This window comes from Diaphorobacter oryzae DSM 22780, from assembly GCF_059568935.1.
Map to the genome: position 1 here is coordinate 108,231 of NZ_JCANUL010000010.1, position 19,087 is coordinate 127,317.

The window sequence follows — 19,087 nt, forward strand, 5'->3', positions numbered from 1 at the left end:
GCGGTTGTGAGCGAGGTGGGCCCCCTAGGTGTCGCATCCCGGACGCTCATAGGGCCGCTTGTGAAACAGATCCGGGCGCTCCTTGTGCCACTGCTTCATGGCCTGCATAGGCGTCTTGCTTCCCAGTGCTGACTGGGGCAACTGGTGGTTGTACAGGGCCACATAACGCAGCAAACTCTGCTCCATGTCATCGCAGCTGTTGAACCGGTGGGTCTTCAGAACGTCCGCGATGCGCCCGTTGAACCGCTCCACCATGCCGTTCTGGTCAGCCGGTGCTCGATACCCAGCTCCAGAGCCGCCAACGCATCCACCTTGGGCTGCTGATGCACCTTGGGCCGCTCCAGTGCCACAGCAGTGCGACTACTCCCAGATGAATTTCATCCGGTCGGCCCGCGCATCGTCAGTCCGATGGCTCAATGCCTCATGGGTCTACGGACAGCGTCCGCTCGCGGAAAGAGCGGACGAATGACGAATTAAGGTCGAATGACTGCGTCCAGCCTCTCGCTGCCATTGCATAACCGCTTACTCCGCAATCTGCTTGCGCGCTGCGCGCACGCCCATCTTGAGCACCTCGCGCACGCGCTCGAGCTGGGCCGCTCGGGGCGTGACATCGCCCGTTTCCCACTTGTAGATGCTCACCACCGACACACCGAGCAGCTTGGCCATTTCCTTCTGGGTCAGGCCCAGTGCCTGCCGCTTGGTGATCAAGGCCTCGTGGTTGAAGACAAAAGCACGCGCCTTGCGCCCCATGGAATCCGTGGCCTCTTGGCCCTTGGCCCGCTTGTGCTGCGGCTCTGCAGCAGCGGCCGCCTTGTCCTGTGCCTTGCCCAGCCCGCGTAGCTGGGTGGCGAGCGCCTTGATGTCGCGCTTGAGCGCGGCGATGTCGGAGCGCTGCGCGGTGACGGTCTTGCGCAGCTGGCCCAGTTCACCCTTGATTTCCTTGCGCGCCATGCGCAGGACCTCGGAGCGAAAGGCGTCGGAGAAGGCGGTCATTGTTTCAATCCTGTCTGTGTCGGGTGCGCAGCGCCGCTGGCGCCAACATAAAACCGCCCAAGGGCTTGTGCCCGGGCAGCTGGTGGCTGAGCCGCTATAGCTTACTTGCCGGCCTTCTCGGCCTTGCGCTTGGCAGCCTTGGGGTCCACCACAGCCTTGAACTTGGCACCGGGCACGAACTTGGGCACCGTGGATGCAGGGATCTTCAGGGCCGCGCCGGTGGCGGGGTTCTTGCCGGTGCGCGCAGCGCGCTTGGTGGACTTGAAGGTGCCAAACCCCACCAGTTGCACCGCATCGCCCTTCTTGACGGCAGTCTGGATGGTCTCGATCAGGGTCTCGAGCACGGCATTGGCAGCCGTCTTGGACAAATCGTTCTTGGAGGCAAGGATTTCAACGAGCTCGGCGCGGTTCATGTCGGTGGATGCGAGGTGGTGAAGTCGGATTTATTGCCGATACCCCGCGTCCTCCTGCCCTGCTTGGGCCGCGCTGGCATTGCTGCGGGATCGCTGGCTGCCAGCGGGAGATTGTTTCTCCGGCTTACACCGGGGGATTCATGCGGCGTGCTTCAATCGAGCGCTTTGCCTGTTTGCCGTGGTTTGGAATGTTCTTCGGGTGCAAGCACTGCGCCCCGCCTTCGCAGCACTGGCCGTTGCCGCCGCTGCCGTCTCTGGTCTCCTCACCGCCTTCCCTGTAGAGGCACGCTCCAGCCGGAGCGCGCCGCCAAGCATTGAACTGCCCACGCGCTTCGCGCAGTGCCTACAGTTCTTCATGGAGGGGAAGCCGCCTCAGGTTCCTCGTCAGGGCACGCTGCGCGAACTCTGCTATGAGGCCTTTGCCGTGCTGCATAGCGGCGCCACCCGCACCCCGCTCTATGTGGCCCAGCGGCTCAACCGGCGCCTCATTGAGGATGCCGATGAGAAGCGCGCCAAGCGCTTTTTCGCGGATGCACGGCTGCCGCGCAGCGAGCGGGCGGAACTGGAAGACTACAAGGGCTCGGGATACTCGCGCGGGCATATGGCTCCGGCCGGCGATATGCCCACGCCCGCGGCCATGGCCCAGAGCTTCTCCCTGGCGAACATGGTGCCGCAGAACATTCAGCACAACGGCGGGCCCTGGGCCAAGATTGAGCAGGATACGCGGCACTATGCGTTGCGCGCCCAGGGCGATGTGTACGTGATCACCGGGCCGGTGTTCACCTCGGAGAGCGAGCGCATCGGCCCGGGTGGCGTACGGGTGCCCACGTACCTGTACAAGCTGGTCTATGACGCCACCACGGACCGCGCCTGGGCCCACTGGCAAGCCAACCGCGACGGTGAGCGCGTGTCACGGCCCATCAGCTATGCGGAGCTGGTGCGGCGCACGGGCATTGAGTTCCTGCCGGGTCGGGCGCAGTGACGTGGAGTGACGCTGCATGGCTGCTCATGCAGCGGCTAGGCCGGTCCTCTTTGCCGTGTTCCTCAATGTGGGAGCCCTGGAGTTGAAGTGGGAGCGCAGGCGTGAAGCAATGGGCGACGGCAAGCCGCGCACCAAGAGCCAATAGGCGCGGTGTGCATTCGAAGACAGGCGGGCGACTTGAAGCGCCTTGCAAGAATGGCAAGTACCGCAATCGTCGGTTGACCCTTATCCGCAGCAGCGCTGCACAGTCATGGCCTCGGATGGCCGCAACCGCTGCAAACTGACCGTCCAGACCGGCAGGATAAAGCCAAAAGCGCAGCGGCATGGCCAAGCTGACATGTCACCCTATACCGGTCAGCCAGTTCCGTCGTCAGGTATTAAACCAGCTTGCGCCCCCTGCCCCCTAGAACAGCACCTTCTGCGCGCTCGTCAATGCCGCAAAGCTGTCCCCCAATGGCTGAAGAATCGCGTCGGCGATCGGCTGAAGCTGCTTGACAAGGTAGTGCTCATGGTCGATGCGCGAATGCCGCGCCTCTAGGGGCTCGGGGCCGCTCTGCGTCATGAGGTACTGGATCCAGCCACCGCGTTGGTACTGCAGGGGGCGGTTCAGCCGCGCGTTGTGCGCGTCAGCAATGCGCGCTGCGCGCACCTGAGGCGGCACGTTGACCTGGTAGGCATCGAGCCGGTGGCGCAGGCGTTTGCGGTAGACGAGCAGCGCATCCATCTGGCCGTCCAGCATCGACCGCGCATAGTCGGCCACGAACGCCCGATAGGGCTCTCCGTGGAAGATGCGTGACAGCAAGCCCTCCTGAAACTGGCGTGCCAACGGGGTCCAGTCGCTGCGGGCCATCTCCAGCCCGCGATAGACCATCTCCTCTCGTCCTTCCTCATCAATGCTCAGGCCGGCGTAGCGCTTCTTGCTGCCGACGTCCGAGCCTCGGATGGTGGGCATGAAGAATTTGGCGTAGTGGGTGTCGAACTCGATTTCGAGGAAGTTCTCCAACTGCTGCTCTTCTCGCAGCTTGCGGGTCCACCACGCGTTGATCTCCTGCACCAGGCCGGCCGCAATGGCGTGCGCCTGCGCATTGGGATAGGCCCGCTTGAGCCAGATGAAGATGGAGTCGGTGTCACCGTAGATGACCTGGTATCCGCGCTGCTCCACGAACACCCGGGTGAGTTTCATCACCTCATGGCCGCGCAGGGTCACGGCAGACACCAGCTTCGGATTGAAGAAGCGGCACTCGGAAGCGCCCAGCACGCCGGCAAACGAGTTCATGAGCAGCTTCAGGGCCTGCGACAGCGGCTGATTACGCGCCCGCTTGGCCTCGTCCCGGGCATTCGACAGTGTGGTCACGATGTCCGGCAGACAGTGCTTCTCGCGCGAGAACAGCGTGCCTTGCGGCCCTTGCACTAACCCTGTCTGGATGTCGGCTCTCTCTCCCTCGGCCAGGCCCACAGGGTCTACCAGAAAGGTCCGGATGATGGAGGGGTACAGGCTCTTGTAGTCCAGGACCACGACGGAGTCGTAGAAGCCCGGCGTGGAGTCCATCACATAGCCGCCAGGAAACGCCTTGGCCGCGATGTCACCCACGTTCGGTGCCACGTAGCCGAGGCGGTGCATGCGCGGCAGGTAATGGTGGCTGAACGCGGCGATGGACCCACCAAAATGGTCCGCCTGTAAGCCCGTCGTCTGAGCTCGCTCGAGCACGAACGGCAGCAGCTCCAGTTGGTCGAAGATGCGCAGGACGAGCGCACAGTCGCGGATGTTGTAGCGGGCCAGCGCTGGCTTGTCTTCCTGGTAGCGCCGCTCGATCTCGGCCATCTTGTCGTAGGCATCGCCGATCTCCTTACCCTCGCCGAGCAGTTTCTGCGAGACCGCTTCGAGGCTGAACGACGGGAAGCTCCACATGCCCGCCCGAAGCGCTTCGATGCCATCGACGACCACCCGTCCGGGCATGGGTGCAAACAGGTAGCCCTGTCGGCCCGGGTGCGTACGCCAAGCGATGGGGCGGCGTTCGCGTCCGAGCAGCAGTTGCACGGAGTTCGCATCGGCCGCCTTCTGCAGCACCCGCAGGTCGAACTGGATCACATTCCAACCGATGATGACGTCTGGATCGTGAACCTCAAACCAGGCATTGAGCTGTTCGATCAGCTCCCGGCGAGTCGGGCAATAAAGCAGCCTGAAGTCCGTCAGTGAGGCGGCTGGCATCGGCGCCGCCCCGAGCATGAAGACCACCCGGTCGCCCGCGCCATCCAGGGCGATGGAGTACAGCTCCTCGGTCGCGCTCGTCTCGATGTCCAGCGACACCACCTTCATCACCGGGCGCCAGCTGGACGCGGGCTTCAACCGGCCGTCGATGATGGTCGAGCCTTCGCGCAGGCCTCCCTCGACCACGACGCCGGCCGTGATGAACCGCTCCATCAGGTAGCGGTCGTGCGGGCGGACATCCGCTTCGTAGAGCGGGATCCCCAGCGGCTGGAGTGCACGCGCCAGCTTGCCGAGATCGCGGAACCTGCGGGCATAGACACCGAGGACGGGTTCCTGCTCGAATGTCTTCAAACCGAGTTCCCTCACCTCCAGGCCCTGCAGGTTCGCCAGTGGGGCTTGTGCCGCAGCCCGATGGCAGGCCGGCAAAAAGGCGACCGAGGTCTGCTGGGTCAGAAGCACCTTCTTCGGCCCTTCGTCGGTGGCCAGCCAGTATTCGATCTCGGTGCCGTCCGGGAGATCGCGCCAGTGGCGCGTGAGGATGAAGCCCAGGAGTTCGGTGGGCGCGGAGGCTGAGGACATCAGGTGGAGCGGAGGGCGCTGGCGCGCGCGCCAATTCTGGCGCCTTTGGCGAGCTGATTGAGAGGTGCAACAGCGCTCTTGTCCATGATACTGATTTTTCATACAGTGCCACCACAAACTCACACCGAGAAGGCCATGCACCACTCACGCCGCTACGTATTCCGTCCTGCCCGACCGGCCCCCGCGTTGCTGCGCCGCATCTGGGCATGGTTCTGAGCCGGCAGTGCGACGCTACATGGGTCAGCCTTCGCTGGCCAGCCATGAATGCCCCGCTGCATCCTGAAATCTTGGGCCACCGGGCCGTGTCTGGCCTGCGGGCAGTCAAGAATGCGAACTGTCTGTGCCGGCCGTTTGAGGCTGGTTGCAGCCGCTAAGCTTTGGCAAGCTTGTGACCGCTGCTGTGAATATCATGCACATCATCCGGGATGTGACAGCTAACCTTGCGAACCATTTAAAGGATTTTCTGCCATGTTGATTGTTCTTGGAGGCTTACCCGGCACCGGCAAAACCACTATTTCTCGACTTTTAGTGCAAAAACGACCCGCCACATACTTGCGCATTGATGCTATCGAGCACGCCATCATCAAATCTCAGGGGCAAAGAGACGTCGGCCCCACCGGATATATGGTGGCGTATGAACTCGCAAAATCCAACCTATCTCTTGGCATTCCGGTGGTCGCAGATAGTGTTAATCCATTGGAAATTACTCGGCAAGCTTGGCGTGAGGTTGCTAAAAGCGTGGCTACGCCGTTCATTGAAGTAGAAGTTGTGTGCTCTGACCTAGTTGAACACGAACGGCGTGTGAACTCCCGAAAGGCTGATATTGACGGATTCACGCTTCCGACATGGGAACAAGTCGTGACGCGTGCGTATGAGCCTTGGCAATCGTCGCAGCTGGTAATTGATACGTCATCGACAACCGCTGACGACGCAACCGCGTTGATTTTGGAGCGATGGTCAAAGCTTTTTTCATGAATTTTAAATGACAGCTACTGGCTGATTCGCGACTGTCGCTGACCGACCCAGAGCTGTTCTTCAGCCAAATCACGCAAAGCGGTCATCTGATGAACTCGCAGCTATGTAACGGCCCAACTCCGTGCGCAAGCTATAGTGGTTGTAACGAATGCGCTTACGGATCTGATCCAGGAACCGTGTGACGCGCAGCACAGGAGGGGGCGGCGGGTTTCATGGCTGAATTTAGTACTGTTTTTTTGCACAGAGCGCACACCGAAAAGCTAGGCTACAAGCCCCTTGCAGCATGTTCTGCGTGCCAATTTAGACCGCAAGTGCCAGATATGGCCTGTGGGTTGGTGCGGTCTACATTACGTTAGGTCGCAAGGTGACGTTATGGACACGTTTGTAGAGAGAGTTCTGGCTTCTGGCGTAGTTAGTGAGTTGCTTGTCAGATTGCAGGAGCCTGCATCCACTTCCGAACTGGACGAAACTGAGTCTCGCCTCGGCGTACTTCTTCCAGAGGCGCTCAAGGCGCTGCTTGGGAGGTGGAACGGAGCAAGCCTTGATGTGGTCCGTTTTGTGCCGTGTGGGCAGCTACGCCACGAGCCGGAGGGCGTCTACTTTGCCGACGATCCGGCGGGCTTCATGTACTTCATTCAGCCGTCAGGCGCAGTTTTATCGTTGGACACAGACGATGGTGACACGAGGGTTGTGGCATCGGACGTCGAAGATTTCCTTTCCGGCTATGTGTTCGGCCCGCGCGCAATCGACTTCGCTGGCAATGAGTGGGCGAATGAGCTGGCCCAGGCAGGCTTGCAACCTAACTACTCGCTCAAGCGGACCAATCAATCGCTTCGCGATTGATGTGGCCGCTTAGCTCCAGCGTTAGGGCGCTCGCATGACAACGACGAAGCGGATCACCGTTTATGTCGACCATGTCGACTCATCGGCTGACTTCGATTGGATGCGTCAATGGCTTGCCAAGTGGGGAGAGTCTGCTCGCGTCGAGAATTACTCGACCGGTGGGTGGGAGCACTGCTGGGATATCGAGGCAACAGTTGAGGCCGCTGCGGAAATTCCAGACAACTGGCTTTGTGCAAGTGATTGGGCGAACCCTGAAATCTTCGGCAAGCCCTAACCATTCATTGCAGTGGACCTGCGCCAGCTGCGCTGGCTGGTCCACTGAATTCAAACGTTAGGCGGCACAAGCATGACCACACCTATACCTGCGCACCTGACTGATTTTTGGAATGCTTTCGCCGATTCCATTGGTGGCGTGGACGCTGCTCGTTTCTACGAAGTTTGCGTCTTCGGCGACAGTGAGGGTCTGGCGAATGAACTCGCCGAACTCGTGCTTCGGGGCACTAAGCGCGCAACAGCGGGGTCGGTATGGTCCTACGAAGGTGAAGGGAAGCGAATTCCTATGCCGGGCGATCTCAGCATCGTCACGAACTGGGCGGGCAGCCCGCTATGCATCATTGAAACCGAATCAGTCGAGGTTGTGCCTTTCAGCGAAGTCAGTTCCGAGTTTGCGGCCACTGAAGGCGAAGGGGATGGCTCGTTGTCGTTCTGGCGAGAGGCGCATAGACAGTACTTCACTCGTGAATGCGCCCGAACGGGCCACCAGTTCAGCGAGAACATGCTCGTTGCCTGCGAGCGGTTCAAAGTTGCATACGAGCCTTCAACCAATGCGGTCTAACCTGTCGCTCGAGCCGACTCGCGTCGGCGTGCCGCCGCTCGCGGTTCAGCTTCAACGTTAGCCTCATATGGCAGTGGAACGGCTCTCGAAGTGCACACTCAGTGTTACCGAGCTTCGGTGGCAAGACGGGGGCTTTTCGGACCCTGTCGCAAACGCCATGTGGCGAGAGCTCCCTGTCGAACTACGTGAGATCGCCCAGCTTGAGATCGAGCAAGGGAACATCCCGTGGAACATCCTTCGGAACTCGGAAAGGAGCATTGTGCTGCTCGTCTTTCGCACCCCTCCACACCACCCCCCCGCCCCAAATGCAAACGTTCGCGTGCACCGGCAGTACGAATATGGAAACTACTGCTATGACGGTACCCTCTGCACCTATGAGCACGTGCAATCGGGTTGCTTCTTGGCGTTCGATGATTCGGAGTGGCGGGTTGTGGTCTAACAATTCGTCCAAGCCGACGCCGCTTCGCGGCGCGGCTTAATTCAGGCGTTAGGCTAATCCACATCAGGCGTTGGTATGACAAACCTTGTTCTCACACTTGATCCCAAAAAACTGAACAACCCAGATTTAGACTTGCGCTACATAATTCCTGAATTATTAGCCAAGAGTTCGAATGGAAATATACAAGACGTTGGTTACGACTACGAAGAAAGAGAAGAAGATACGACCGCCCCTTTAATGGCAATTTTCCTTATTGCAGAAAACATTTCTTCTGCACTAGAAGATATTTTTCAATTGCTAAATAATGAGGAAGTCTTGGGCAACCGCTTGGAGCAAGGAGCAGCCCTTTATATTGAAGAAGATGGCTCTCGTACAAGTGTTTGGCCTAACATTGCGTTCAACCCGGACGGCTTCGCCGCCAGTTAACTTAGGTGTTAGACCTTATGTTCGTTCTCTCGGAGCAGTTGGACACAGACGGCGATTCGCATCTGCCTTTTCGGCGGTACACAGACTACTTGGAGAAGAATCGCTCAAGGTTCCCCACATCTGCCTATGACCTCGCAGCTTCCGGCCTTCTACTCAACGCCACTGATCCAGATTGCCCGCATGATGGTTGGCTAGAGTGGGCCAATTTTGAGGAGCCGTCTGGGGGAGAGCGGCACGAGATTCGGACTTTGAATTTCCGGATTCGCTTGCTTGGGGCTTACCACGACCGGCACATTGAGCTGTTCTATCCGGAGGTCTTTTCATACACCATGAGCAATCTTCGCTCGGCAGCCGGTCACTTCGATTGGCGTTACAGCGAGATCCGTCTCAGTGACGGGGGCAACGTGATCCACGAAATAGAGTGGGCCGGTGCCCCAGGCTTGGAAGCGCGCTGGGTTATCGAGGCATCGGATGTGCAACTACGGACCTTTCCGCTGGATAAGGTCTAACAATTCATTCAAGCCGAACCCGCTTCGCGGGTCGGCTTAATTCAGGAGTTAGACATCTTGAATAAACGCCTCGCATACAAATACCGTGCTGGCGAGGGGCCGACCCTCGCCAGGGATATCGCGGCGCTCAGCGACTGCAAGTTCTACGCAGGAACCCGCCACGCATTGAACGACCCCTTTGAGGGACGATTCGATAGAACTGCCTTAGATGCACAGCTAAGCCTTGCCAGCACAGCGATGGCTTCTTTGGACGGAGCACTGGCCAGTTCGCTCGACGGAGTTCACAGTGCCGCAGATGGTGTGCTCGCATTCGTGGATAGCTGCGGTGTGTTCTCCCTTAGCTACAACCCATTAAATGAACTTATTTGGTCTCACTATGGCGGATCGCATCAGGGGTTCTGTGTTGGCTACGACATTGACAAGTTAATCAGCTTTGAGCCAAACCAGTTCCATCGAATCGATGTGACATACAGCGACTGCGCTCCAGCGATCACGGCAACCGATCTGATCCTGGGCGATTCACCTCTAGATGCTCTTCAGCGGATGCTTGGCACTAAGTCATCGCCTTGGCGATACGAAGAAGAGGTGCGGGTAATCACGACTCCTGCCGGATTGCATGAGCATGACTTCCGTGCAGTTCGAGAGGTCTATTTTGGACTTCGATGCGCCGAGAAAACTCGGATGTCTGTCATGCGGGCGTTGGCGGGCCGCGGAGTCAGCTACAAGCAGGTTGTCAGCCCGCATCCGTCGTATCTCCTTGCTGGGGGAGATTTGATCGATGCGTTTGCCAATGCACCGACCTACCGGGATCATGTAGCACCCATCGCCGAATACGCGATTCTCACTTCGTACTTGAAACCCGAACTACTTCCTTACGCTGACTACTTGCGCAAGGCGGCCGAGATCATCCGGCGCGACCCCTACTGCCCCCTAGTGGAAGCTGTCGAGTTCAGCGGGGCGCATAGTGCGCCTGGCAGGCCAGTTGTATTTGTGCAGTATCAGAGGCAGCCAGGTAGGTGGGTCACCAAGCATTTCTCACTGGCGGAAATTGATGCGCAGCACACGGCATTGCGAATCGGGTGACGAGACGTCTAACTATTCCCCCAACGTCGGACGAGGCCAATGACGTCAGCCAAGACGCATAACCCGCCAGTCGAGCGGATCTGCGCAAGAAGTCGCGCAGTCCGCTCACTTCCACGTTGAATGTCTGCTTCTTGATCCCATCAGCGACGGCTCATGGCCGTTGTGTGACTATCGCAAAACGCCCCAGTGCGGGCGTTCGCAATCGCTCAAAAGGTTTATCTCAGACGGTGACACCGCTGCTTCGATTGAAAGACTGCCAGCGGCATCCCTTGAAGTAGAAGTGGTTAAATAATCAAGCTAGCGCCTGTTGAGCGAGATACGCAACTGCCAACTCCTCGTTGGCCTGAGTGCGCAATCCGTCCTCCAGAAACCAAGCCGCAGACAAAGCGGCATGGGCCATAACCCATTTGAGCAAACGCTGACGCTCTAGCCCTGCAACATCGATAACTACCGCCAACTGCCTCGCAAATCGCGCTGGATCGGTGCAAGTTTTTAGGTCAGGGTTGCACAACACATTAACGTAGTCGTAATAGCGCTCACCAGTGACGCGCTTGGGATCTATCGCGAGCCATCCACGCTGACCGAAATCAAGGATATTGCTATGGTGCGCATCTCCATGCAAGACGACCTGCTCACGCTGATCACGCAGCAGCTCATTTGCCACCATCGCGCATTCGGCCATAAGGCCGCCTTCCTGCTGTGCCATAGGCGCTAACGATCTAAAAAAATCCATCAGCGGTAGCAGCTTTTCAGGTGGAACCGAAGGTCTGTTTGAATGCAGTTGATGAAGGGTGTGGCAGATATAGGTAGTCGCTGCCTCATCTTCCCCTTCTAAAGCCATGCGAAGCAGATGCTTGGAGCCCGCTGCACGCTCCATCAGCAGCGCTCCTGAATCTGGGTCGCAGGCATAAACGCGAGCCGCGCCATCGCCATCCCACCATTGCAGCACTTGCCCGCCGATGCGCTCGTCAGGGTCTTGTGTGATTTTGATCATCGCCGGTAGGCCTTCCAACTTCCCGGTGAGGCTCACAGGCAGAAGATCACTGGTAGGGGTGACAAAGGGTTTGCCAGCGGCCTGTGCACTCCAGCGCTGGAGATAGGTATCGAATAGGCTGAGGTCGGACATCCAGCTGATTTTCGTAGAAGGTCATGTGCACAAAAGGAAATCCCAGCGTCCAATCATGATCGGCCGCCAATGACCGCGAGTGTGAAGCGATGTAGCTTCCGGGGGAGCCGACAGACGGGGATGGCAACGGGGGGTGCGCTGCGCGCTTGTCAGCCCCCCTCCCCCCCCCCCCGAAGCGGGTGCCCTACGCGATCTCTCGGAGCCACCGCCTGCAGGCCCACAGCCTCGTCAGTAGCCCGCCGTGATGCGGTGGCATGACCTGGGGCTGCGTCGCTACCGCCGCTCAAGCCTTCACTTCGACCACCTGTTCGAAGCCGCCGAAGATCATGCGTTTGCCGTCGAAGGGCATGGGCGGGTTGCCGGGAGTGGATGGATCCATGCGCGGGTCTTCCATCATTTTCTTCATGCCTGCGTCGCGCGTGGCCTTGTCCGGCCATTCGACCCACGAAAAGGCCACCGTCTCCTCGGCCGTGGCCTGGACCGCGCGGCGGAAGTCGGTGACTTTGCCGTCGGGGACGTCGTCGCCCCAACCTTCGATCACACGGATTGCGCCCAGCTCGATAAACATCGCGTCGAAATGGCGCGCGTGCTCAATGAACTTCTGCTTGTTGGCAGTGGGGACCGCAATCACAAAACCATCAATGTACGACATGTCTTCACTCCTGTTAAGTTGACCGGTCGGCGCGCCCGTCTGGGTGCGCCTCGTACCCCATCGACGAACGACGGGAAGCCAAATCGACACGGCATGCTTGGCAGGAAGATAGGCGCCCTGTGGCGGCGCTGGAACAGCGTAGCTGCAGAATGCCCGCCCGGTTCAGCCGCCGCGGCGCCCTTAGCGTAGACGCTTTGGGCTCGCAGGTCACGCTGGAGCAACCCGGGCGGTTCCTTTACGTTTACGACAGTGCCCGCTCCGGGCCGGCAGCATGAGCCGAAATGCCGGCCATGGAACATGGAAGCGTGTGCGGACATACACACCTGACCAGCAACTCAGGGTCGGCGGCGTGAGTTCGACCCTACGAGCCGCGGACAGCCACCGCGAAGTTGACGGAGGCGACCTACCGTCAGCCAGGCTGGATAACCGCAGCGCCCTCGACACCGGTCATTGCATCTGCCGGGTAGCCAGGTGAGTCGATGCCTGCTTCAAGCCACGCACCGTGAACCTGACCCCGGCCTGCGAACGACGGCAACCGCTGCCTATAAGAAATTTGCCACAAGAATTAGGGCGATCGCAATCGCCGGGAGAGGGAGCATTTTTGATCTCACGGTACACCCAAGTCGATTGCTCGGCAGCGCGCGTGCACGCTGAGCATTGGCGCTGCGCTTTTCCTAGTCGTCTTCGCGCACCCGGTATTGCTCCATCAACGTCTGCTGGACGGCCGGTGGCACGGCCTCGTAGTGCGACAACGCGACGGTGTAGCGCCCCTGGCCGCTGGTCATCGCATTGAGCCGCGACTGGTAATCGGCCAGCTCGGCCTCTGGCACCTGACCGCCGATGGCCACGGTGCCGGCCCCCAGGCCCGATGTGCCGGTGACCAGGCCGCGCCGCAACGACAGGTCGCTCGTGACGTCGCCCACGGAATGCTCGGGCACGGCGACCTCGATCTGGACAATCGGCTCGAGCACAGCCGGGCGGGCCTCGCGAATCGCCGCCATGAAGGCCTTGCGGCCGGCGGTCGCGAAGGCAATGTCCTTGCTGTCCACGCTGTGGTGCTTGCCGTCGTACACGACGACGCGCACGTCGGCCACGGGGTAGCCGGCGATCGCACCGTTAGCCAAAACCTCGCGCACGCCTTTCTCGACCGCGGGGATGAACTGGCCCGGGATCGCGCCGCCCCTGACTTCGTCGGCGAACTCGAAACCCGCACCGCGCGCGAGCGGCTCGATGCGCAGGAAGACTTCGGCGAACTGGCCGGCACCGCCGCTCTGCTTCTTGTGGCGGTAGTGACCCTCGGCCGGCGCGGTCACGGTCTCGCGGTAGGCGATGCGCGGTGGCCGCGTCTGGACCTCGAAGCGGTAAACCTCGCGCAGGCGTTCGAGCACGATGCGCAGGTGCAACTCGCCGAGCCCGTAGAGGACCGTCTCGTTGGTCGCGGCCACATGCTCGATGCGCAGGCACGGGTCCTCGGCCGCGAGCTTGCCGAGGATTTCCCAGGCGCGCTGCTCGTCGCCATGCCGCTTGGGCTCCACGGCCAGGCCGTACACCGGCACCGGGAACGGCAGCGGCGCGAGGTGCACGTGGCTGTCTTGCGCCGCATCGTGCAACACGGCATCGAAGTGGATCTCCTCGACCTTGGCCACCGCCACGATGTCGCCGGGCAGCGCGTGCGGCACCTCGACATGCTCCTTGCCCTGGAGCATGAACAGGTGCCCCACCTTGAAGGGCTTGCGGCCGTCGCCGATGTAGAGCTGGCTGTCGCGCGTGACCGTGCCCTGGTGCACGCGGAAGATGCCCATCTTGCCAACAAAGGGGTCGATCGTGACCTTGAACACATGCGCCAGCACGTGCAGCGCCGGGTCAGGCTTGGCCTCCATGGGCATGGCCTCTGCGCCCTCGCCAACGAGGAAGCTCGGCGGGTTGGCTTCGGTCGGGTCGGGCAGGAGCTTGACGATCACGTCCAGCAACTCGGCCACGCCGGCGCCGCTGCGCGACGAGGTGAAACACACCGGGATCAGGTGGCCTTCGCGCAGCGCCTGCTCGAGCGGTGCGTGCAGCTCGGCCGCATCCATGTCGCCTTCCTCTAGGTAGCGGTCGACGAAGGCCGCGTCGACCTCGACCACCTGTTCCACCAGCGCTCGGTGCGCCGCTTCGACGGGGCCGAAGTCGGAGCGCCCGAAGCGGTTGAAGAAGCAGTCGATCACCTGCCTGCCGACCCCGTCGGGCAGGTTCAGCGGCAGGCATTCGCGACCGAAGGTCGCCTGGATGTCGGCCAGCAGGCCCGCCAGAGAGACGCCCTGCGCGTCGATCTTGTTGACGATGATCATGCGAGCGAGGCGGCGCGAGGCTGCGTACTCCATCATGCGCACCGCCATCGGCTCGATGCCGGTCGCGGCATTGATGACCACAGCTACAGTTTCGACCGCCTCCAGCGCCGGCAGGCTCTGGCCAAGGAAGTCGGGGCCGCCGGGCGTGTCGATCAAGTGGATGCGCGTGCCGGCATGCGTCAGGTGCATCACCGAGGCGTTGAGCGAATGCAGCATGCGGCGCTCGAGCGGGTCGTGGTCGCTGACGGTGCTGCCGCGCTCGATGCTGCCGCAAGCGCCGATGGCGCCCGCCTTGTACAGCAAGGACTCGGCCAGCGAGGTCTTGCCGGAGGCCGCGGCGCCCACGAGCGCCAACGTTCGCACGGCTTTCATTTCGGCCGCGAGGCCGTTCGATCGGCTTGGCATGGCTGGACTCCTTGGCATGTCCGGAAGGCCGGCCCGGCGGCCCGCATGGGCTCGGGCGTTGCGTGTGGACGTCGAGGCAGCGTACGGGATTGACCGCGCTGACGCAAGTTGATTGCGCCGCCGACTTCCAATACCTGACCGGCATGCATGCCGCGTTGACCTCCCCCTTGCTGCCAGCGTGCAAAGACATGGGATCACGCTCAAGATGTCTCAGCAACAGCTCTCTGAGTCCGTCATGACCACTGTCACCGTCGACTCTGCATGCCATTGCCGGCGACCGGTCATCGCGCTCGACATGTGTCGAGCGCTTTCAACGACTGCACGGCGGCCGTCACCGTGAATTGACGGAGCGCACATCACCGGCGGTAATCGCTGCACAACCGACTTTCGGAATGGCAGCTTCAAGCTGGTTGTTGTCGCTCAGCTTCGGTGCATAAATGGCTGCCGTTCTCGGTTCTAGCCACTGAGCAGCCAGGCTCAAAGAGTGTGTGATATCCCCAAGAAAATCAAGGTCTCGCGTGATGCTGAATTTTGTCTGGTTGCTCTTGAAATGCGAGCACCTGTGCGCGTAGTTCTCGCTTGAGTACTTTCCCCAGGCCGTTGCGCGGCAGTTTCTGCAGCACGAACCAGTGGCGCGGTACCTGGTTGTCAGCCAATGACTGTGCGCAGGCAGCCCGTAGCGCCTCGGTGTCGAGTGTGGTGTTGGACCGGGGCACTACGCAGGCAGCGATATCTTCGCCGAGCTTTGGATGCGGCACAGCGATGACGGCCGCTTCCGCAATGTCAGCGAAGCGATGCAACACGCTTTCAATCGCCGCCGACGATATCTTGAGTCCGCCCCGGTTAATGATGTCCTTCTTGCGGTCCACGAAGTGCAGCACGCCCTCGCCATCGAGGCGCCCCAGGTCGCCCGTGAGTACCCAGCCTTCCACAAAAGTCTCGGCTGTTGCCGCTGCGTTGCGGAAGTAGCCCGGCGAGGCGCTAGGACCGGCGAAGGCGATCTCACCCACCGCGCCGGGCGGCGCGTCGCGCAGACCGGGGCCGTCGCCGTCGACTAGGATGCGGATTGTGCAGCCCGCCTGGGGTAGCCCGATGGCACCGGCTTGACGAGGCAGCATCCAGGGCGGCAGCGCGGTACCCGCGGGGCCAGTCTCGGTCATCCCCCAGACTTGGACTTGGTCCGCATGGGGCCAGAGCCGCGCGTAACGCTTGATGATCTCCACGGGCATGGCTGCGCCTCCGTAAGCGATACGGCGCACGCAGCGAACGTCGTAGTTGCCGCCCTCGAACTCGTCGATCATGAAGTGCAACGGAGCCGGGACGCCGTGGTACACGGTGCTGGCTTCGGAAGCGATCAACCGCAGGCGGGCGGCGTTGTCCAGCGTGTCTTCCTCTAGCACCACCCCTGCGCCGTGCACCCAGGCGGACATGCAGCCCAGGTTGAGCACCGAGCTAGTGTGCAGCGGCCAGGAGCCTTGGTAGGTGTCGTCACAGGTCAGACCGAGGGCGCTGCCCATTGCCAACCCTGCATGCAATTGAGTTCGGTGTGTGTGCATGACCGCTTTGGCGCTTGCTGTGGTGCCGGATGTGAATAGCAAGCAGCTCAGGTCATGGGGGGAGGCGGGGCGGTCCGGCGGCAGCGCGCCGGCCGGCGCGCCCTCCGGTTCGGGCCAGGTAGTGGGCGCGTCGGGCACGCCATCCAGCCGCAGGATTCTCTCGGGCGCCATACCCAAGGCCGCGAGGCGCTGCGCGTCGCCTGCATCGCACACCACGGCCAGGGCAGGCTCCAGCAGGGCCAGCGCATGCCGCAGCTCGTCGCCGGTGGCCCGGCGGTTCAGTGGCGACACGGCGGCGCCCAACTGCCAGCAGCCCAGCGCGGTTAGCACGCCCTCGCGCGCGGCGGTATTGGGTAGTAGCAAGGCCATGCGGTCTCCCTGGCGCAGGTCGCGAGCATGCAGTCCGCGCGCCATGGCGTGCATGCGCTCCACTAATTGAGCATAGCCAAGCCGGTCCCGGTGACCCCTGTATGAGGGCGCTGACAGCGCGAGCCGGAAGCGGTGGCGCTGCGCCTGCTGGCGCAGCCAGTCCGGCACGGTGATGTGGTGTATGGCGTGGAATGTATCGGTAGGCATGACGCAGTCTCCTTGGTTAGGTGTTTTCCCTAAAAATGACTGATGGTTCAAAAATGACTATTGACTCATTATTCATTGGAAAACATGATTGCGCCATAGACCAACAGGAAGGATCGGAAGTGGATTACGCAGATACCCAGGAAACCACGCAGCTGCGCGACCTGCTCAGGCGTTTCGTGGAGAAGGAAATGCCGCGCGAGGCCGCTGCGCGCTGGGACAGCGACAACGTATTTCCGCGCGATGTGTTCGACCGGCTGGCAGCGCTGGGTGTGATGGGGCTGACAGTGCCTGAGGAGTACGGCGGCGCGGGCCGCGACATCGTGTCCACGATGATCGTTATCGAGGAGCTGTCCCGCCGCAGCCTGGCCGTGTCGGTGCCCTACATCATGGCGGCTTGCTATGCGGGCATGAACCTGGTGGAGTTCGGCTCGGAGGCGCAGAAGCGCGAACTGCTGCCCCGCGTGGCGGAGGGCTCGCTGATGTTCGCCTACGGCCTGACCGAGCCCGACGTGGGCGCGGACCTTGCCAGCGTCAAGACCCGCGCGCAGCGCGTGGGCGACAAGGTGGTGGTCAACGGCTCCAAGCGCTTCTGCTCGGGCGCGGACATCTGCGACTACATCTTCACGCTGGTGCGCTCGGGTGACGAGCAGGACCGCTACCGGAACCTGTCGGTGGTGCTGATTCCACCCAACGCCCCGGGCGTCAGCATCACGCGCATCAACAGCATGGGCATGAAGGGCGCGGCCACCACGGACGTGACCTTCGACAACGTCGAGATTCCCGCCAGCCAGATCTTCGGCGGCGAGGCCGGCTGGCACCAGGGCTGGAACATGCTGATCGGCTCGGGCCTCGATGTGGAAAAGCTGGAGGTGGCCGCCGTCGCCACGGGCGTGGCCACAGCGGCGCTGGAAGACGCCTGGACCTATGCCCACGAGCGCAGGCAGTTCAACAAGCCGATCGGCGAGTACCAGTCCATCCGCCACAAGCTGGCCGACATGAAGACCCAGCTGCACGCGGCCAAGCTGATGCTCTACCACGCGGCGGGGCTAGCCAACCGGCACCAGCGCTGCGCGGTCGAGACCTCGATGACCAAGCTGTTCGCGGCCGAGGCCGCCAAGGCCATCGCGCTGGAATGCCAGACCGTCCATGGCGCCTACGGCTACGTCAAGGAAGTAGCGGTGGAGCGCTATGTGCGCGACGCCTTGCTCATTCCCATCATGGGCGGCTCGTCCGCCATCCAGCGCAACAACATCTACAAGTGGACCGAAGCGGGTCTGTGAAAACGCCGCCATCATCAGGAGCCAGTCGCATGAACTTCGACCAGTACCAGACCATTTCCTTCACGCGCCGCGAGCGCGTGCTCTACGTCACCTTCAACCGCCCCGAGCGCCTCAACGCGGTGGACGAACTCATGCACGAGGAACTCGCGCAGGTGTTCACAGACTGCTCGCGCGACCCGGATTCCGACCTTGTCGTGGTTACCGGCGCCGGGCGTGCCTTCTGCGCGGGCGGCGACATCGAATGGATGCAGGACGCGATCGACGTGCCCAGCCGCTTCGAGAAAACGGCGCGCGAGGCCAAGCAGATTGTCTATTCGCTGCTTGACTGCGAGAAGCCCGTGATCGCCAAGCTCAACGGGCATGCTACGGGGCTGGGCGCCACCATCGCGCTGTTCTGCGACGTGATCTTCGCGTCGAGCAAGGCGAAGATCGGCGATCCGCATGTGAGCGTGGGCTTCGTCGCGGGCGATGGCGGCGCGGTGATCTGGCCCCAGCTCGTCGGCTACGCACGCGCCAAGGAGTACCTGCTCACGGGCGACCTGCTCACGGCGGACCAGGCCGCCGCCATCGGCCTCATCAACCACGCCGTGCCGCCCGAGGAGCTGGACGCGCGCGTGGATGCCTTCGCGGACCGCCTGAACGCCGGGGCCATCAAGGCCATCCGCTGGACCAAGATGGCGACCAACATCGGCCTCAAGCAACTGGCGCATTCCGCCATGGACGCCTGCCTGGCCTACGAATCGCTGTCCAACATGACCCGCGACCACCAGGAGGCCGTGAACGCCTTCCGCGAAAAGCGCGCCGCGGTCTTCACCGGCGAATGAGCGCCGGCGGCGCATCCCTCACCCCGCGCGGCAACCGCTCTACCTGAACGGA

At 61.6% G+C, this 19,087-nt stretch carries 17 protein-coding genes and 1 pseudogene; 10 read left to right on the forward strand and 8 right to left on the reverse strand.

Going from position 1 to position 19,087, the window contains the following annotated elements:
• Positions 1 to 24: 24 nt before the first annotated feature.
• The 3 genes and pseudogenes from BP68_RS15050 to BP68_RS15060 form a co-directional block, all read right to left on the reverse strand.
• A pseudogene (locus tag BP68_RS15050) lies at positions 25 to 261 on the reverse strand (integrase core domain-containing protein); the annotation flags it as partial.
• 261 nt (positions 262 to 522) lie between these two features.
• Entirely contained in the window at positions 523 to 993 is a 471-nt protein-coding gene (locus BP68_RS15055) for a helix-turn-helix domain-containing protein (protein WP_496373190.1), read from the reverse strand.
• Positions 994 to 1,094: 101 nt separating this feature from the next.
• Positions 1,095 to 1,406, reverse strand: a complete 312-nt coding sequence (locus BP68_RS15060; RefSeq protein WP_496373192.1) for an HU family DNA-binding protein — start codon at positions 1,404 to 1,406, stop codon at positions 1,095 to 1,097.
• A gap of 229 nt (positions 1,407 to 1,635) precedes the next feature.
• Here BP68_RS15060 and BP68_RS15065 point away from each other — a divergent pair, with 229 nt between their 5' ends.
• Positions 1,636 to 2,388, forward strand: coding sequence for a DNA/RNA non-specific endonuclease (locus BP68_RS15065; protein ID WP_496373235.1), 753 nt, complete (start codon positions 1,636 to 1,638; stop codon positions 2,386 to 2,388).
• Positions 2,389 to 2,791: 403 nt separating this feature from the next.
• On the opposite strand, the gene BP68_RS15070 is transcribed toward BP68_RS15065, so the two are convergent.
• Complete coding sequence (locus BP68_RS15070; protein WP_496373194.1) at positions 2,792 to 5,176, reverse strand: DNA polymerase II; 2,385 nt, start codon at positions 5,174 to 5,176, stop codon at positions 2,792 to 2,794.
• Positions 5,177 to 5,644: 468 nt separating this feature from the next.
• Between BP68_RS15070 and BP68_RS15075 the strand changes: the two genes are divergently transcribed.
• The 7 genes from BP68_RS15075 to BP68_RS15105 all read left to right on the forward strand — a co-directional run bounded on the left by BP68_RS15075 (position 5,645) and on the right by BP68_RS15105 (position 10,286).
• On the forward strand, positions 5,645 to 6,151 hold the full coding sequence (locus tag BP68_RS15075; RefSeq protein ID WP_496373196.1) for a P-loop nucleotide/nucleoside kinase family protein: 507 nt from the start codon (positions 5,645 to 5,647) through the stop codon (positions 6,149 to 6,151).
• Positions 6,152 to 6,523: 372 nt separating this feature from the next.
• Positions 6,524 to 6,994 carry an SMI1/KNR4 family protein gene (locus BP68_RS15080; RefSeq protein ID WP_496373198.1) on the forward strand — a complete coding sequence of 157 codons (471 nt, stop codon included), beginning with the start codon at positions 6,524 to 6,526 and terminating at the stop codon, positions 6,992 to 6,994.
• A 34-nt stretch (positions 6,995 to 7,028) separates the two neighbouring features.
• Positions 7,029 to 7,268, forward strand: a complete 240-nt coding sequence (locus BP68_RS15085) for a hypothetical protein (RefSeq protein ID WP_496373200.1) — start codon at positions 7,029 to 7,031, stop codon at positions 7,266 to 7,268.
• A 72-nt stretch (positions 7,269 to 7,340) separates the two neighbouring features.
• On the forward strand, positions 7,341 to 7,829 hold the full coding sequence (locus BP68_RS15090) for an ASCH domain-containing protein (RefSeq protein ID WP_496373202.1): 489 nt from the start codon (positions 7,341 to 7,343) through the stop codon (positions 7,827 to 7,829).
• Between the two features lie 514 nt (positions 7,830 to 8,343).
• Entirely contained in the window at positions 8,344 to 8,694 is a 351-nt protein-coding gene (locus tag BP68_RS15095; protein ID WP_496373204.1) for a hypothetical protein, read from the forward strand.
• A 17-nt stretch (positions 8,695 to 8,711) separates the two neighbouring features.
• Positions 8,712 to 9,203 carry a hypothetical protein gene (locus BP68_RS15100; RefSeq protein WP_496373206.1) on the forward strand — a complete coding sequence of 164 codons (492 nt, stop codon included), beginning with the start codon at positions 8,712 to 8,714 and terminating at the stop codon, positions 9,201 to 9,203.
• A gap of 57 nt (positions 9,204 to 9,260) precedes the next feature.
• On the forward strand, positions 9,261 to 10,286 hold the full coding sequence (locus BP68_RS15105) for a DUF2971 domain-containing protein (protein ID WP_496373208.1): 1,026 nt from the start codon (positions 9,261 to 9,263) through the stop codon (positions 10,284 to 10,286).
• A 292-nt stretch (positions 10,287 to 10,578) separates the two neighbouring features.
• Here the strand turns inward: BP68_RS15105 and BP68_RS15110 are convergent, their stop codons facing one another.
• The 4 genes from BP68_RS15110 to BP68_RS15125 form a co-directional block, all read right to left on the reverse strand.
• Entirely contained in the window at positions 10,579 to 11,412 is an 834-nt protein-coding gene (locus BP68_RS15110; RefSeq protein ID WP_496373209.1) for an aminoglycoside phosphotransferase family protein, read from the reverse strand.
• 283 nt (positions 11,413 to 11,695) lie between these two features.
• A complete protein-coding gene (locus BP68_RS15115) occupies positions 11,696 to 12,064 on the reverse strand; it encodes a DUF1428 family protein (protein WP_287502274.1) in 369 nt (122 codons plus the stop codon).
• A 674-nt stretch (positions 12,065 to 12,738) separates the two neighbouring features.
• On the reverse strand, positions 12,739 to 14,799 hold the full coding sequence (fusA, locus tag BP68_RS15120; protein WP_496373237.1) for an elongation factor G: 2,061 nt from the start codon (positions 14,797 to 14,799) through the stop codon (positions 12,739 to 12,741).
• 506 nt (positions 14,800 to 15,305) lie between these two features.
• Positions 15,306 to 16,931, reverse strand: a complete 1,626-nt coding sequence (locus BP68_RS15125; protein WP_496373210.1) for a class I adenylate-forming enzyme family protein — start codon at positions 16,929 to 16,931, stop codon at positions 15,306 to 15,308.
• Between the two features lie 119 nt (positions 16,932 to 17,050).
• On the opposite strand from BP68_RS15125, the gene BP68_RS15130 reads away from it, so the two are divergent.
• Both BP68_RS15130 and BP68_RS15135 read left to right on the forward strand, forming a co-directional pair.
• Positions 17,051 to 18,211: an acyl-CoA dehydrogenase family protein gene (locus tag BP68_RS15130; RefSeq protein ID WP_496373211.1), complete on the forward strand. Its 1,161-nt coding sequence runs from the start codon at positions 17,051 to 17,053 to the stop codon at positions 18,209 to 18,211.
• Positions 18,212 to 18,240: 29 nt separating this feature from the next.
• A complete protein-coding gene (locus BP68_RS15135; RefSeq protein ID WP_496373213.1) occupies positions 18,241 to 19,035 on the forward strand; it encodes an enoyl-CoA hydratase/isomerase family protein in 795 nt (264 codons plus the stop codon).
• Positions 19,036 to 19,087: the final 52 nt, after the last annotated feature.